Annotated in this window: 13 protein-coding genes; all 13 read left to right on the top strand. The window is 71.7% G+C overall.

Features of this window, described 5'->3' with window-relative positions; translation table 11 throughout:
* Window positions 1-3 precede the first annotated feature (3 nt).
* The 13 genes from ACQEUX_RS32270 to ACQEUX_RS32330 all read left to right on the top strand — a co-directional run bounded on the left by ACQEUX_RS32270 (window position 4) and on the right by ACQEUX_RS32330 (window position 14,960).
* Complete coding sequence (locus ACQEUX_RS32270; RefSeq protein ID WP_433057301.1) at window positions 4-1,155, top strand: ABC transporter ATP-binding protein; 1,152 nt, start codon at window positions 4-6, stop codon at window positions 1,153-1,155.
* Complete coding sequence (locus tag ACQEUX_RS32275) at window positions 1,152-2,060, top strand: ABC transporter permease (RefSeq protein ID WP_433056501.1); 909 nt, start codon at window positions 1,152-1,154, stop codon at window positions 2,058-2,060. Before ACQEUX_RS32270 ends, ACQEUX_RS32275 begins: the two co-directional genes overlap by 4 nt.
* The gene (locus ACQEUX_RS32280) at window positions 2,061-2,903 is read left to right on the top strand and encodes an ABC transporter permease (protein ID WP_433056503.1); all 843 of its coding nucleotides are present in this window, start codon (window positions 2,061-2,063) and stop codon (window positions 2,901-2,903) included.
* Window positions 2,900-4,321: an NAD(P)/FAD-dependent oxidoreductase gene (locus ACQEUX_RS32285; RefSeq protein WP_433056505.1), complete on the top strand. Its 1,422-nt coding sequence runs from the start codon at window positions 2,900-2,902 to the stop codon at window positions 4,319-4,321. The genes ACQEUX_RS32280 and ACQEUX_RS32285 overlap by 4 nt, the downstream gene beginning before the upstream one ends.
* Window positions 4,321-5,523 carry a saccharopine dehydrogenase family protein gene (locus ACQEUX_RS32290; RefSeq protein ID WP_433056507.1) on the top strand — a complete coding sequence of 401 codons (1,203 nt, stop codon included), beginning with the start codon at window positions 4,321-4,323 and terminating at the stop codon, window positions 5,521-5,523. Before ACQEUX_RS32285 ends, ACQEUX_RS32290 begins: the two co-directional genes overlap by 1 nt.
* 91 nt (window positions 5,524-5,614) lie before the next feature.
* Window positions 5,615-7,636 (top strand): hypothetical protein, encoded by a 2,022-nt coding sequence (locus ACQEUX_RS32295; RefSeq protein WP_433056509.1) that lies wholly within the window; start codon window positions 5,615-5,617, stop codon window positions 7,634-7,636.
* A 437-nt stretch (window positions 7,637-8,073) separates the two neighbouring features.
* The gene (locus ACQEUX_RS32300; protein WP_433057303.1) at window positions 8,074-8,835 is read left to right on the top strand and encodes a G5 domain-containing protein; all 762 of its coding nucleotides are present in this window, start codon (window positions 8,074-8,076) and stop codon (window positions 8,833-8,835) included.
* A 262-nt stretch (window positions 8,836-9,097) separates the two neighbouring features.
* Window positions 9,098-9,943, top strand: coding sequence for a DUF559 domain-containing protein (locus ACQEUX_RS32305; RefSeq protein ID WP_433056511.1), 846 nt, complete (start codon window positions 9,098-9,100; stop codon window positions 9,941-9,943).
* 406 nt (window positions 9,944-10,349) lie between these two features.
* Window positions 10,350-11,015 (top strand): response regulator transcription factor, encoded by a 666-nt coding sequence (locus ACQEUX_RS32310; RefSeq protein ID WP_433056513.1) that lies wholly within the window; start codon window positions 10,350-10,352, stop codon window positions 11,013-11,015.
* Complete coding sequence (locus ACQEUX_RS32315) at window positions 11,012-12,076, top strand: sensor histidine kinase (RefSeq protein WP_433056515.1); 1,065 nt, start codon at window positions 11,012-11,014, stop codon at window positions 12,074-12,076. Before ACQEUX_RS32310 ends, ACQEUX_RS32315 begins: the two co-directional genes overlap by 4 nt.
* A 69-nt stretch (window positions 12,077-12,145) precedes the next feature.
* The gene (locus ACQEUX_RS32320; RefSeq protein ID WP_433056517.1) at window positions 12,146-13,159 is read left to right on the top strand and encodes a threonine ammonia-lyase; all 1,014 of its coding nucleotides are present in this window, start codon (window positions 12,146-12,148) and stop codon (window positions 13,157-13,159) included.
* A complete protein-coding gene (locus ACQEUX_RS32325) occupies window positions 13,156-14,286 on the top strand; it encodes a D-alanine--D-alanine ligase family protein (RefSeq protein ID WP_433056519.1) in 1,131 nt (376 codons plus the stop codon). Before ACQEUX_RS32320 ends, ACQEUX_RS32325 begins: the two co-directional genes overlap by 4 nt.
* On the top strand, window positions 14,283-14,960 hold the full coding sequence (locus tag ACQEUX_RS32330) for a M15 family metallopeptidase (RefSeq protein ID WP_433056521.1): 678 nt from the start codon (window positions 14,283-14,285) through the stop codon (window positions 14,958-14,960). The genes ACQEUX_RS32325 and ACQEUX_RS32330 overlap by 4 nt, the downstream gene beginning before the upstream one ends.
* The last annotated feature ends 48 nt before the right edge of the window (window positions 14,961-15,008 follow it).

A 15,008-nucleotide genomic window follows, 5' to 3' on the forward strand; every position in this document is an offset into this window, starting at 1 on the left:
GGGATGGCGCGCGAGACACCCGTCGGCGACCTGAGCCTGGCCAACCTCACCAAGCGGTTCGGCATCTTCACCGCGGTCGACGACCTCAGCCTGACCATTCCGCAGGGCTCGTTCTTCGCGCTGCTCGGCGCGTCCGGCTGCGGCAAGACCACGACGTTACGGATGATCGCCGGGCTGGAGGAACCGACCAGCGGTCAGGTGCTGCTCGGTGACCGGGACATCGCCCGGCTGCGGCCGTACAAGCGGCCGGTCAACACCGTGTTCCAGAGCTACGCGCTCTTCCCGCACCTGACCATCTTCGAGAACGTGGCCTTCGGGCTGCGCCGACGCGGCATCCGCTCGGTCGACGACGAGGTGCTGCGGATGCTGTCCCTGGTGCAGCTCGACGGGTACGGCAACCGACGCCCCGCCCAGCTCTCCGGCGGCCAACAGCAACGGGTCGCGCTCGCCCGTGCGTTGATCAACCGGCCGCAGGTGCTGCTGCTCGACGAGCCGCTGGGCGCACTCGACCTGAAGCTGCGCCGGCAGATGCAGATCGAGCTGAAGCGGATCCAGACCGAGGTCGGCATCACCTTCGTGCACGTCACCCACGACCAGGAGGAGGCCATGACCATGGCCGACACCGTCGCGGTGATGAACGCCGGCCGGATCGAGCAGCTCGGCGCGCCGGCCGACATCTACGAGTTCCCGGCCACCGCGTTCGTGGCGAACTTCCTCGGCCAGTCCAACCTCCTCGCCGGCGAGGCCGCCGGCACCAGCGGCGGCGACGTCGCGGTGACGGCGCACGGCGCGCGCTTCTCGGTGCCCGCCGGCCGGTCACGGGCCGACCGGGGCCCGGTCCACCTGGGGGTACGCCCGGAGAAGCTGCACCTGGTCGGCTCCGCCGACCAGGTGCCCGCCGGGCATCAGCACGTCGCCGGGGTGGTCACCGATGCCTCCTATGTGGGAGTCAGCACCCAGTACCTGCTGCGTACCGGCTGGGGCACCGAGCTGTCGGTCTTCGCGGCCAACAGCGGAACGTCGACGCGGGTGCCGCTCGGCAGCGTGGCGGTGGCGTACTGGGATCCGCGGCACGCGTTCCTGCTGCCCCGGGAGGCCGCCGACACCGACCGGACGTCGCCGGTGCTCGACGAGCCGGTGGGTGCGTCGTCGTGACCCTTCTGGCCCCCACCGGACCCGGGCAGGCGCCGCCCGCGCCGCCGGCAGCCCGGTCCGGGCGGCACCGGCTCATGCCGTACCTGCTGTTGCTGCCCGGCGCGGCCTGGCTGCTGATCTTCTTCGGTGTGCCGCTGGTGCAGCTCGCGGCGGCCAGCCTGTACGACCCCAGCGGCTCGCTCTCCACCGGGTACGCGCTGACCTGGGCGTTCGGCAACTACCCGGACGTGCTGCAGGCGTACTGGCCGCAGTTCCTGCGCTCGTTCGGCTACGCCGGTCTGGCGCTGGTGCTGGCGCTGCTGCTGGGCTACCCGCTGGCGTACGCCATCGCGCAGAAGGCCGGCCGGTGGAAGAACCTGCTGCTGGTCTGCGTGGTCGCGCCGATGTTCACCAGCTTCCTGGTCCGCACGTTGGCCTGGAAGACCATCCTGTCGGACAACGGTGCGCTCGTCGGCCTGCTGCGCGACGTGCACCTGCTGGCCCCGGACGGCCGGTTGCTGGCGACCCCGTTCGCGGTGGTGCTCGGCCTGACGTACAACTTCCTGCCCTTCCTGGTGCTGCCGCTGTACGCGAGCCTGGAACGGCTGGACCACCGGCTGCTGGAGGCGGCCACCGACCTGTACGCGAGCCCGATGCAGGCGTTCCGTCGGGTGACCCTGCCGCTGTCCATGCCCGGCCTGGTCGCCGGCACGCTGCTGTTCTTCATTCCCGCCAGCGGTGACTACATCAACGCCGAACTGCTCGGAACCCCGAAGGAATACATGATCGGCAACGTCATCGACTCGGCGTTCCTGGTCCGGCTGGACTACCCGCAGGGCGCCGCGCTGTCGTTCCTGCTGATGGCGGCGATCCTCGCGGTGGTCCTCGGTTACCTGCGCAGGGCCGGCACGGAGGAGGTCCTCTAAATGCGGCTCTCGCGTTGGCTGGCCGACCGCTGGGTGATGATCGTGGCGCTGCTGGTGCTCGGCTACCTGGCGCTGCCGATCCTGGTGGTGGCCGGGCTGTCGTTCAACCGCCCGTCGAGCCGACTGTCGTACGACTTCAACGAGTTCACCCTGGACAACTGGCGGCAGCCGTGCGCCACGTCGGACATGTGCGACGCGGTCGTCCGCAGCGTGCAGATCGGCTTCATCGCCACCGTGGTCGCCACCGTGCTCGGCACCCTGATGGCGTTCGCGCTGGTCCGGCACCGCTTCCGCGGACGGTCCGGCATCAACGTGCTGATCTTCCTGCCGATGGCCACCCCGGAGCTGGTGATGGGCACGTCGCTGCTGGCTCTCTTCGTCTCCGCCGGGGTGCCGCAGGGCTTCTGGACCATCGTGATCGCGCACGTGATGTTCTGCGTCTCGTTCGTGGTGGTCACGGTCAAGGCACGGCTCGCCGGGATGGACCGGCGGCTGGAGGAGGCCGCCATGGACCTCTACGCCAGCGAGTGGCAGACCTTCCGACGGATCACCCTGCCGCTGGTGCTGCCCGGCATCGTGGCCGCCGCGCTGCTGGCCTTCTCGTTGAGCTTCGACGACTTCATCATCACGAACTTCAACGCCGGCACCACTGTCACGTTCCCCATGTACGTCTGGGGCGCTGCCCAGCGGGGCATCCCACCGCAGGTCAACGTGATCGGCACCGCGATGTTCGCGATCGCGCTGCTGCTGGTCGGGCTCAGCTCACTGCGCGGTCGGCGGGCCCGCCGCGCCAACCTGCTGGCCGGCCCGGCGCAGGCCCCTCCGGCACGCCGTACGTCATGACCCTTCCGCATACCGGCAGGGCGCTCGCCGACGCGGCGCCCGTGCCCTACTGGCTGGACCGCCCGGACCGCCCCGACCCGCTGCCGCCACTCGTCGGCCAGCAGACCGCCGATCTGCTGGTGATCGGCGGCGGCTACAGCGGTCTGTGGGCCGCGCTGCTGGCCAAACAGGCCGACCCCGACCGTGACGTGCTGCTGGTCGACGCCGGGACCTGCGGCTGGGCCGCGTCCGGGCGTAACGGCGGGTTCTGCGCCGCCTCGCTCACCCACGGGCTGGCCAACGGCGTCGACCGGTTCCCCGACGAGGTCGGCGAACTGGAACGCCTCGGCCGGGAGAACCTGGACGCCATCGCCGCCACCGTCGCCGAGTTCGGCATCGACTGCGACTTCGAGCGCACCGGCGAACTGGCCGTCGCTGTCGAGCCGTACCAGTTGGCCGGGCTCGCCGACGACGCCGAGCTGGCCGGCCGGTACGGCCACCAGGTGCGACTGCTGGACCGCGACGAGGTGCGCGCCGAGGTCAACTCGCCGACGTACCTGGGCGGGATGTTCGACTCCGAGCGGGTGGCCATGGTGGACCCGGCGAAGCTGGTCTGGGGGCTGCGCCGCGCCTGCCTCGACCTCGGCGTACGCGTCCACGAGCACACCCGGGTCACCGGTCTGCGCGCCGACGGTGCCGCTCTGCACGCGGCGACCACCGGCGGGTCGGACGCCGCGCCCGGCTCGGTGCGGGCCCGACGAATCGTGCTGGCCACCAACGCCTTTCCGCCGCTGTTGCGCCGGCTGCGGGCGTACCTGGTGCCGGTCTACGACCACGTGCTGATGACCGAGCCGCTCACCCCGGCCCAGCGCGACGCGATCGGCTGGCGCAACCGGCAGGGGCTGGCCGACACCGGCAACCAGTTCCACTACTACCGGATCACCGCCGACGGGCGGATCCTCTTCGGTGGCTACGACGCGGTCTACCACTACGGCAACCGGGTCGCGCCGGAGCTGGAGCAGCGCCACGCCACCTTCACCGCGCTCGCGACGCACTTCTTCACCACGTTCCCGCAGCTCGCCGATGTGCGCTTCAGCCATCGCTGGGGCGGCGTCATCGACACCTGCACCCGGTTCTGCCCGTTCTTCGGCACCGCGTACGGAGGTCGGCTGGCGTACGCCGCCGGTTACACGGGCCTCGGCGTCGGGGCCACCCGCTTCGGCGCCCGGGTGCTGCTCGACCTGCTGGCCGGCGGGGACACCCCGCTGACCCGGCTCGACCTGGTCCGCCGTAAGCCACTGCCGTTCCCGCCGGAACCCCTGCGCGCGATCGGCATCAATCTCACCCGCTGGTCACTGGCCCGCGCCGACGCGCGCGAGGGCCGGCGCGACCTCTGGCTCCGTACTCTCGATCGTTTCGGTTTGGGGTTTGATTCCTGATGCGTGTCCTCCTCGTCGGCGCCGGTGGCGTCGGCTCCGCCGCCGTAGCCATCGCCGCCCGACGGACCTTCTTCGAGACGATGGTGGTCGCCGACCACGACGTCGGTCGCGCCGAGCGCGCGGTCGCCGGGCACGGCGACCGGTTCGTCGCGGCCCAGGTGGACGCCTCCTCGGTCGACGCGGTCGCCGCACTCTGCCGGGAGCACCGGATCACCCACGTGCTCAACGCCGTCGACCCGCGCTTCGTCATGCCGATCTTCGACGGCGCGTTCGCGGCGGGCGCGGACTACCTGGACATGGCCATGTCGCTGTCCCACCCGCATCCCGTGCGGCCCTACGCCGAGACCGGGGTGAAGCTCGGCGACGACCAGTTCGCGGTCGCCGACCGCTGGGCGGCGGCCGGTCGGCTGGCGCTCGGTGGCATCGGCATCGAGCCGGGCCTGTCGGACATCTTCGCCCGCTACGCCGCCGACGAGCTGTTCAGCGAGATCGACGAGATCGGTGTCCGCGACGGCGCGAACCTCACCGTGGACGGCTACGACTTCGCGCCCTCGTTCTCCATCTGGACCACCATCGAGGAGTGTCTGAACCCGCCGGTCATCTGGGAGGCCGACCGCGGCTGGTACACCACACCGCCGTTCAGCGAGCCGGAGGTGTTCGACTTTCCGGCGGGAATCGGGCCGGTGGAGTGCGTCAACGTCGAGCACGAGGAGGTGCTGCTCATCCCGCGCTGGGTCAAGGCGAAGCGGGTCACCTTCAAGTACGGCCTCGGCGACGAGTTCATCGAGGTGCTCAAGACGCTGCACACGCTCGGCCTGGACTCCACGAAGCCCGTCTCCGTCCGGGGCACCCCGGTCTCTCCCCGGGACGTGGTCGCGGCCTGCCTGCCCGACCCGGCCACCCTGGGCGACCGGATGCGCGGCAAGACCTGCGCGGGCACGTACGTGACCGGCCTCGGCAAGGATGGCGCGCCGCGCAGGGTCTACCTGTACCACGTGGTGGACAACGAGTGGTCGATGCGGGAGTACGGCCATCAGGCGGTGGTCTGGCAGACCGCGGTCAACCCGGTGGTTGCCCTGGAGTTGCTCGCCACCGGCGCGTGGTCCGGCGTCGGCGTGCTCGGCCCGGAGGCGCTGCCCCCGATGCCATTCCTCGACCTGCTGAGCGCCTACGGCTCGCCGTGGGGAATGGAGGAGCGATGAGCCGCTGCACTGTGCCGCTGGCATAGGCGGTCAGCGATTCGCGGCTTTCCCGGGGCCCGCGTCCTGGCCGGATTCTGCGTAGAGTGCGCCCGTGTTGAACGGTCTGAACGAGATCAACTGGGCGGATCTCCTCCACGCGTACGGCCCGGCGGAGGACACCCCCGACCTGCTGCGGGCGATGGCCTCGGCCGACGAGGACGAGGCGGACGAGGCCCTCGACGGGTTCGTGGGCAGCGTCTTCCACCAGGGCACCGTCTACCCCGCCACGGTGCCGGCCGTGCCGTTCCTGGCGGAGCTGGCATCGACCGCCCCGCACCAGCGGGCGTCGATCCTCGCCACCGTCGGCATGCTCGCCGACCGGCACCACGCCTACGGCGACGAGGAGGAGGAGGTCCGCGAGGCGGTACGCGCTCAGGCGGACCGCTTCCCGGCGCTGCTCGACGATCCCGACCCCGAGATCCGGACGTACGCGGCGTACACGGTGGCACAGTGCGGCGACCGCCTTCCGGCCGCGCTGTTGCGGGACCGGTGGGCGATTGAGACGGATGTGGCCGTTCGTGCCTCGATGGCGCTGGCGCTCGGGCTACGCGACGCGGCCGCTTCCGCCGATCTGCTGGCCGGCGCGCTGCTCGGCGGCGAACCACCGGTACGCGTCGCCGCCGCCGTCGCGCTGCTGCGGGCCGGCCTGCCCTGGCCCACCGGCGCGGTCACGGCCCTCGCCGACGTGGTCGGCGACGAGGCGGAGCTCGACTACGTGTGGCAGCGGCACGGCGAGGCGCTCGACGAGGTGACGCTCGAAGCCGGCGACGACGTGGTGGCCGACCTGTGCGCGCGGCTGCTGGACGCCGGGCCGGATGCCCGTCGTGCCGCCCTCTACGCGATGGGCGTGCGGATCCGGGCACGCCGTTCCGCGCCGGGCCTGTTGCTGCCCCTGCTGGACCGGGTGCTCGACGACCCCGACGAGCGCGTCCGCCACAACGCCGTCGGTCTGCTGCGCCTGGCTGGTGCCGGTGCCGGACCGTACGCCGATCAACTCGCCCGGATCGCCGCCGGCTACCCGGAGGTGGCCGGCTCGGTCTCCATCACCGCGCCGCGCCGGGCGGTGGAGACCCTGGCGATGCTGGCCGACCCGCGCTGGATCGAGCCCGTCTGTGCTGCATGGACGGCGGGGGAGGACGTGCGGCTGCCGGTCGCCGAACCGCCGTTCGATCCGGCGTTGCTGGCCGTCGCCCGGAAACGGCTCGCCGCCGGCGGGCCGACCTTGCTGGTCGCCGGGCTGGCCACGCTCCTCGGACGGTGGGGACCGGCTGCGGCGGCCGCCACACCGGAGCTGACCGCCGTGCTGGCGGTAGCGCCGGTCCAGGTGACGGCCGCGCTGGCCGCGATCGGGGTGCTTCCACCGGTGGCCGTACCGGAGGCTCGGGCCGCGGCGTCGGCCGGCGACATTCCGTCCGGGTTGGCATTGTGGCGCAGCACCGGTGAATCCGAGCCGCTGGTGGCGGCCGTCGGGGCGCACCTCGACCAGGGCCGGAACGCCAACGACCGCCAGCTGGTACTGCTGGTCGAGGAGGCACCGGAGGCGCTCGGGGCGCTCGCCCCCAGGCTGCGTCCCTACCTGACCGGCGTGGCCCTGCCCACGTACCCGGAGCGGCACCTACAGATGGTGGCGGCCCGGATCGTCCACGCGGCGACCGGTGACGTCGCGGCCATCCTGCCCACCGTCCGGGCGGTGCTGGCCGGCGGTGACCTGCCCGCCCGGGCCGCCGCCGAACTGGCCGCCCTGCTGGGCGAGCCGGGGCTGGAGCCGGTGCTGCGAGACCTCCTTTCCGACCAGTGGGCCCGGGTGTCCGCGGTGCGTGCGCTCTGGCGACTCGGGGTGCCGGCGGACGAGCTCGCCCCGGTGCTGATCCGCGCCATCGAGGACGAATACGGTTCGCGGGACGCCCTGCCGCTGCTGCTCGAGATGGGCGCACGCAACGCGCTGCCGGCCCTCCGGGACCTCGCGGAGCGGGATCGCCGCGTCATCACCGCCGGGATCGAGGACGACACCGTGTGGGACGACGAGCGTTTCCAGCGTGACCTGCGTGCCGCCGTCGCCACCCTGACCGACTGAGGAGGTCGGCGAGCGGGTCAGCCATCGGGCGACCTTCTCGGCCCCCATCGTGACGCCGTGGGGACCTTCTCGGCTCCCATCGTGACGCCGTGGGGATTGGAGGAGCGATGAGGCGGTACGGGCCGGCGATGGCGCTGACCAGTGCGGTGACGTCAAACCGACAGGTGGTCCGACGTCCGGGGTCATCATCGGCGTATTGCCCGCAGGATGAAGCACTGTGCGTGGTTTGCGGTTTTGATCCCGAGCTGAGGATGCACAATCGGCCCCGCCGGTCCAGCCGAGCGGGTGGCCGGCGTGCCGACCCGTCGCCAGGGTGAAAACGGTCGGTGGCGGGGCCCGTGCCCACCGAACCTGCTTCCCAGGGCGAACGGCGAAGCTGACGAACGCGACGGTGGATATTGCAGGCAGTATTTGCGACGACACTCATCGCCGTGACGATGCAACCACCGCCGAATCCCGGCCCGCCGCACGTGCCGTCGTTCGGTCCCGGGACCCAATCGCCCGCCGCTCCGAACTGGTTCCACCGGGCCGCTCCCGCCAGTCGCGCCGCCGTGATCCTCGGCTCGGTTGCCCTGTCGGTCCTGCTGCTCTGCTGCGCCGGCACCGCGATCGTGTCTGCGCTTGGCGGAGAACCGACGCCCACCCGGACCGGTACCGCGGCCGAGCAGGCGCAGCAGCCCATCGTGGCGGCGCCCGCCGACCCGACCGAGGAGGCCCCCGCGCAGGAGGTGTCGCCGATTGCCGCGCCCTCCACTCCGGTCTCGCCGATCCCGTCCAGCGCGGCGCCCGTGGTGCAGGTGACGACCGTGACGGAGCAGACCGCGATCCGATACGGCGAGAGGACCGTCAAGGACTCGTCCCTGGCCGAGGGCAAGCGGGTCGTCCGGACCAAGGGCGTCAACGGTGTGAAGACCCTGACGTACGAGGTGACCACCACGGACGGGGTACGGACAGGCAAGAAGCTCGTGAAGTCCGTCGTGACGAAGCAGCCGGTGACCCAGGTTGTCGCCGTCGGCACCAAGCAGCCGCAGTCGTCGAATTGCGACCCGAACTACACCCCCTGCGTCCCGATCGCCAGCGACGTCGACTGCGCGGGCGGCAGTGGTAACGGTCCCGCCTACGTCCGCGGCCCGGTCAGCGTGATCGGCAGTGACATCTACGACCTGGACCGCGACGGCGACGGCACCGCCTGCGACTAGCGCCGCCCCCCACCCCGCCCCCGCCCCCGCCCCCCCGCCCCCGCCCCCGCCCCGCGCGATCTTGCACTTTCTGCGCTCACCTTCCGTCCATATGGGACATATCTCCGACAGGAAGTGCAAGATCGCCGGGAGAAGGGGACGCGGTGCGGGCGTGATTAGCACGGGAGAGGGCGGGCGGGGGGTTGTCCACAGGTGGGCTTGTTTTCCACAGGTGGTCGTTGGGGGGCAGGTTCTTGGGGCTTCGGGTGGTCAGCCTGCTGTCATGGCTACTCAGTTGTGGCGCACTGACGCGCTGATGCGGGAGCTCACCGTGGGCCGGATCCGTACCCGGCTCGGCCGCGAGGAATTGTTCCGGGTGCGCAGAGGGGTCTACGCCGACCATCCCTGCGGCGACGATGACGAACTGCGTGCACTGATGCTCCGCCTGCCCGACGGGGCGATGTTGGCAAGGCAGAGTGCCGCCCGCCGACATGGCTTCGGGGTGCTGCGCGAAGACCTGATCCACATCCAGTTACCCGCCGAGGTGCCGAAGCCGCGCCTGCCCGGCGTGGTCGTACATCGGACGGTTCTACCCGTTCGGCCGGTCGTCGTCGGAGGCCTGCCCTGCGTACCGGCGGCCCGCTGTGCCGTTGACCTGGCCCGCGCGGTTCGGCGGCTCGACGCACTACCGGTACTCGATGCTGCGCTCCGGTCGGGCGTGGTAACCCAGGATGATTTGGTGGCGGAGGTCTCAGCTCACAATGCGTTGCGTGGCGTCCGCCAGGCCCGGCAGCTCATACCGCTGGCGGACGGCCGGGCGGAGTGCCGACAGGAGAGTCAACTACGACTGATCCTGATCGACGGAGGACTGCCACCACCGGAGCCGCAAGTCTGGGTGACCGACCGCTGTGGCATCCCTCTCTACCGGCTCGACCTGGGCTACCGCGAGCGTCGGATCGGCATTGAGTACGACGGACTGTCGCACCTGGACCGTGACCGGCTCAGGTACGACCGGGAGCGGGTCAACTGGCTGGATGCCGCCGGTTGGCGAATGCGCTATTTCACCGACCGTGATCTCTACCGCCGCCCCCAACACATCAACGCCACCATCCGTGCTGCCCTCTCCTGACCCGCCTCACCCCACGCCATCGATCTTGCGCTTTCTGTCAGGGTAAGTGCCTCAGAAGGGGCATTTCGGCGACATTAAGTGCAAGATCGCCGGGGCGGGGCGGGGCGGGGCGGGGCGGGGCGGGGCGGGTGGAGTGGGGTGGGGTGGGGGCTGGCTTGGGGTCATGGTGGCGAGGGGGTCGTGGGAGCCTTCGTGAGGCGAGTCACCGCCGATAGCCAACCGCCGGGGTCGCCGAGGACGGATGGCGCAGACAGCATGGCGCGGGGACGAAGCGGGCGGCGCCTGGGTTGCGGGGGTTTGTCCGTCACGCGTTGCCGTGGAGGATGGCTTCGGCGGGTGCTTACAGAACCCTTAACCCTGGCCTGCAACGGTATGCCGGGTAGCCGAACTCGGGGGAGCGGACATCGTGCGGGTGCTGGTGGCGGACGACGAGCGGTTGTTGGCGGACATGGTGGCCGAAGGGCTGCGCCGCCTCTCGATGGCTGTCGATGTCTGCTATGACGGCGACGGTGCGCTGGAGCGGATCGGAGTGAACCGCTACGACGTGGCGGTACTGGACCGGGACATGCCCGGGCACACCGGCGACGAGGTGTGTCGCAGCATCACCGACTCACAGGTCGGCACGCGGGTGCTGCTGCTCACCGCGGCGGCCGGCATCCGGGACCGGGTGGAGGGGCTCGGTCTCGGCGCGGACGACTACCTGACCAAGCCGTTCGCCTTCGCCGAGCTGGTCGCCCGGGTACAGGCGCTCGGTCGACGATCCACCCCGGCGTTGCCGCCGGTGCTCGCCCAGGACGGCCTGGTGCTGGACGTCGGCCGGCACGTCGCCACCCGGGACGGCCGCCCGCTCGCGCTGAGCCCGAAGGAGTTCGCCGTACTGCACGTGCTGCTGCGCGCGAACGGTCAGGTGGTCAGCGCCGAGGAGCTGCTGGAGCAGGCCTGGGACGAGTTCGCGGACCCGTTCACCAACACCGTACGGGTCACGGTGATGACCCTGCGCAAGAAGCTCGGCGATCCCCCGGTCATCCACACGCTTCCGAAGGCCGGCTACCGCATCGGTGGCGCGGCGTGAGTTGGACGCCCCGACGTCGGGTGCTGCTGGTGGGCCTGCTGGCACTGCTGGCCGGGCCGGTGCTGCCGGCGGTCGGCAGGTGGCTGTACGAGGTGATCTGGGTCCGTGGCCAGCAGGCCTGCGACCTACCGGTGCCCGGGCTGCTGACAATATGCGCCAACGTGCGCCCAGCGGCGTTCGTGCTGCCCGTGTTGGCCGTGCTGTTCGTGGTCCTGGCCACCCTGGTGGCGCTCTGGTTTGGCGCGGTGTGGTGCCTACGCCCGGTTCGTGACCTGGCCGGGCCGATCGGCCACGTCGGGCCGCAGAACCTCGGTCACCGGATCCGGCCCCGGGGCCGTGACGAGCTGGCCCGGCTGTCCCGCGCGATCGACGAGATGATGGAGCGGATCTCCGCCGGGTACGAGGGGCAGCGGCGGTTCGCCGCGAACGCCTCGCACGAGCTGCGTACTCCGCTGGCGGTGCAGCGGACGCTCATCGAGGTCGGCATGGCACGGGCGCTCAGCGGCGAGCAGCTGGAGCTGTTGACCGGCCAGCTGTTGGAGACCAACGAGCGCAACGAGCGGCTGATCGAGGGTCTGCTCGCGCTCAGCGAGAGCGACCAGGGCCTGCGCTCGCGGATACCGCAGCGCCTCGACGCGATCGTCGAGGCGGTGCTCGCCGGCTACCGGGACCGCGCCCGGGAGGCCGGGGTCACCATCGACACCCAACTCGTACCCCGGGTCGTCGTCGGTGAGCGGGTGCTGCTGGAGCGCCTGATCACCAACCTGGTGGAGAACGGAATCAAGTACAACCGGCGCGGCGGTTCGCTGACCGTCGTGGTGGGCGGCGCGCCCGCGCTGTCCGTGGTCAACACCGGTCAGCCCGTGCCGGCCGAGGCGGTGGCCGGTCTCTTCGAGCCGTTCCGTCGGCTCGCCCGGGACCGCACCTCGCACGGCGGAGGCGCCGGTCTGGGCCTGGCCATCGCCCGCTCGATCACTCAGGCGCACGACGGCATCATCGCGGCCGTGCCCGCTGAGAACGGCGGCCTGCGGGTCGACGTCCAGCTACCCAACCCGAATTAGCGCTCCCACCCGTCCCCGGGGTCCGCGTACCGCTGGATCCCGCCTGTGGTGTGCCCGAGAGGAGAGACGATGTCACGCACCGTTGGCCAGGTCCGGGCCGATGTCGAGGAGGCCGCCCGCTGGCTCGCCGGCCGGGTGCTCCGCACACCCGTGCTGCGGTCCCCGGTGATCGACGAGCTGGCCGGGGCTCGCGTCCTGTTCAAGGCGGAGAACCTCCAGAACGGCGGCTCGTACAAGATGCGCGGCGCGTTGCGGGCGGTTGGCCGGCTCGCCGCGGCCGGCCACACCGGGGTGATCGCGCAGAGCACCGGCAACCACGCGGTGGCGGTGGCGTTGGCGGCGCGGGAGCACGGACTCGCGGCGACCGTGGTGCTACCGGTCGACGCGGCACCGACGAAGGTCGACCGGGCCCGCGCGGCGGGTGCCCGGGTGGTGCTCGCCGGCACCGCCGTCGAGGAGCGGGTGGCGGTGGCCAACGGGCTCAGTGACGAGAGTGGCCACCCCGTCATCGACGCGTACGACCACCCGGACGTCATCGCCGGGCAGGGCACCGCCAGCCTGGAGCTGATCGAGGAGGCCGAGCGCGGGGGCACACCGCTGGACGCTCTGGTCGTACCGGTCGGTGGTGGCGGCGGGGTCGCGGGCGCCTGCCTGGCCGCCGCCGACACCGGCATCGCGGTGTACGGCGTGGAGCCGGTGGGTTGTGACTCGCTCGCCCGCAGCCTGGCGGCCGGTGAACGTGTCCCGGTCGCGCCGGCGCCCACGATCGCTGATGGGTTGCGGCCCTCGTGCGTGGGGGAGTTGCCGTTCGCCATCGTGCGGAACGCACTACGTGGAGTGGTCCGGGTCGACGACGACGAGATCGCGGCGGCGTTCCGGCTGATCCTGATGGAACTCAAGGTGCTCGCCGAGCCGTCCGGGGCGGCCGGACTGGCTGGCGCGCTCCGGCTCGCCGCCACGGACGGTCGGCGGCGGACGGTCGGCGTGGTGCTGACCGGCGGAAACGTGGAGGCGGCGCTGGTGGCCCGGTTGGCGGTCCAGCGGTCCGCCGACGATACGACAGTGGAAGGGGTGGCGGCGTGAGCGCCCCAACTCGGATCGGGATTCTGTACGGTGGCCCGTCGGCGGAGCACGAGGTGTCCTGCGCCTCCGCGCTCGGGGTGGCCCGGGCACTCGCCGGCGGCGGGTACCGCACGGTCGCCATCGGCGTCACCCGCAGCGGCGGCTTTCGGCTGATGCCCGACGCGCTGCTGGCCGAGCTGCGCGACCGGCCGGCCGGCGAGCGGGCCATCGACGACCGTCTGACGGTGACCGGGCCGGCCGTCGAGTTGCGGGCCGGCCCGCGTCCGGGCGTCGTGCAGGTGTCCGCCGGTAACGCCCCTGGCGCGGTGCACGCCGAGCTGGACGTGATCTTCCCGGCGCTGCACGGCCCGTTCGGTGAGGACGGCGTGGTGCAGGGGCTGCTGGAGTCGCTGAACGTGCCGTACGTCGGGTGCGGGATCCTCGCCTCGGCGGTGGGCATGAACAAGGTGGCGATGAAGCGGGCGCTGCGCGCCGAGGGCATCCCCGTCACCCCGTACGTCGCGTTCGACGCGCACACCTACCGGGCGGCCGACGACCCGGAGAAGCTGGTGCTCGGGTTGCGCCGGCCGCTGTTCGTCAAGCCGGCCAGCATGGGTTCCTCGATCGGCATCTCCCGCGTCGGCGAGGGCGACGACCTGGCCACCGCCGTGGAGGGGGCGCTCCGCCACGACCAGCTCGTCATGGTCGAGCAGGGGGTCACCGGCCGGGAGTTGGAGTGCGCGGTGCTCGGCGGATGGCGCCCCGAGTCGTCGGCGGTCGGCGAGGTACGGGTCGTCGGCGGCTGGTTCGACTACCAGCAGAAGTACTTCGGCGACGCCGACCCGATGATCGTCCCCGCCGTGCTGCCGGACGAGGTGACCGAGCGGGTCCGTGAGCTGTCCCTGCGGGCGTTCGCCGCGATCGGCGGTTGGGGCCTGGCTCGGGTCGATTTCCTCTACGACGAGACGACCGGCGAGCTGTACGTCAACGAGTTGAACACCATGCCCGGCTTCACCGCGCACTCGATGTACCCGAAGGTGTGGGCCGCTGCCGGCGTCGGTTACCGGGAGGTGGTGGACCGACTTGTCGCGTTGGCCCGTACCCGGCACGCGGAACGGTCGGCGACCACTGTGGGGAGTATCCGATGATCCTGCTTTCCGATCCCCGGGTGGCGGCCGTGCCCAGCGCCGACGACGGCGACCCGCTGATGGACCTGCGTGAGCTGCCGGAACTGCGGCTCGACGGCCGCGCGGCCGACCCCGCGGGGGCGTACGCCCGGCTGCGCGCCGGAGTCGTGGAGCGCCTGCTGGCCGCGCAGCGTGCCCTGCCCGGCGGGATGCGCCTGCTGGTCGTCGAGGGCTACCGGCCGTACCAGGCGCAACTGGCCATCTTCACCGGCTACCGGGACGAGTTGCGCCGCCGACACCCGGACTGGTCCCCCGAGCGGCTGCACCGGGAAACCACCAAGTTCGTCTCGCCGGTCGAGGTTGCCCCGCACAGCACGGGCGGGGCGGTGGATCTGACGCTGTGCACCGACGACGGCGTGGAACTGGATCTGGGCACGGCCATCGACGCCACCCCGGAGGACAGCGACGACGCCTGCTTCACCGACGCGCCCGCCATCGGCGCCACCGCCCGCCGGCACCGGCAGATCATGGTGGCGGCTCTCGGCGGTGCCGGGATGGTGAACTACCCGACCGAGTGGTGGCACTGGTCGTACGGGGACCGCTACTGGGCGCTGATCACCGGTGCGCCACACACCCGGTACGGGCCGGTGGACCTGTCCGCCGCACGATCGGTACCCGTGCCGGCTGAACGGTAGGGCGCTCCCGTCCGTACCAGGCGGTGAAGGACACCACCGAGGACGGGA

The sequence above is a fragment of the Micromonospora sp. CA-259024 genome (assembly GCF_050936255.1).
GTDB lineage: Bacteria > Actinomycetota > Actinomycetes > Mycobacteriales > Micromonosporaceae > Micromonospora.

Bases quoted from the DNA above. Each gene is read 5' to 3' on its own strand.
- ACQEUX_RS32270 (WP_433057301.1), top strand. From the start codon at position 4: ATGGCGCGCGAGACACCCGTCGGCGACCTGAGCCTGGCCAACCTCACC.
- ACQEUX_RS32280 (WP_433056503.1), top strand. From the start codon at position 2,061: ATGCGGCTCTCGCGTTGGCTGGCCGACCGCTGGGTGATGATCGTGGCG.
- ACQEUX_RS32285 (WP_433056505.1), top strand. From the start codon at position 2,900: ATGACCCTTCCGCATACCGGCAGGGCGCTCGCCGACGCGGCGCCCGTG.
- ACQEUX_RS32290 (WP_433056507.1), top strand. From the start codon at position 4,321: ATGCGTGTCCTCCTCGTCGGCGCCGGTGGCGTCGGCTCCGCCGCCGTA.
- ACQEUX_RS32300 (WP_433057303.1), top strand. From the start codon at position 8,074: ATGCAACCACCGCCGAATCCCGGCCCGCCGCACGTGCCGTCGTTCGGT.
- ACQEUX_RS32305 (WP_433056511.1), top strand. From the start codon at position 9,098: ATGGCTACTCAGTTGTGGCGCACTGACGCGCTGATGCGGGAGCTCACC.
- ACQEUX_RS32320 (WP_433056517.1), top strand. From the start codon at position 12,146: ATGTCACGCACCGTTGGCCAGGTCCGGGCCGATGTCGAGGAGGCCGCC.
- ACQEUX_RS32330 (WP_433056521.1), top strand. From the start codon at position 14,283: ATGATCCTGCTTTCCGATCCCCGGGTGGCGGCCGTGCCCAGCGCCGAC.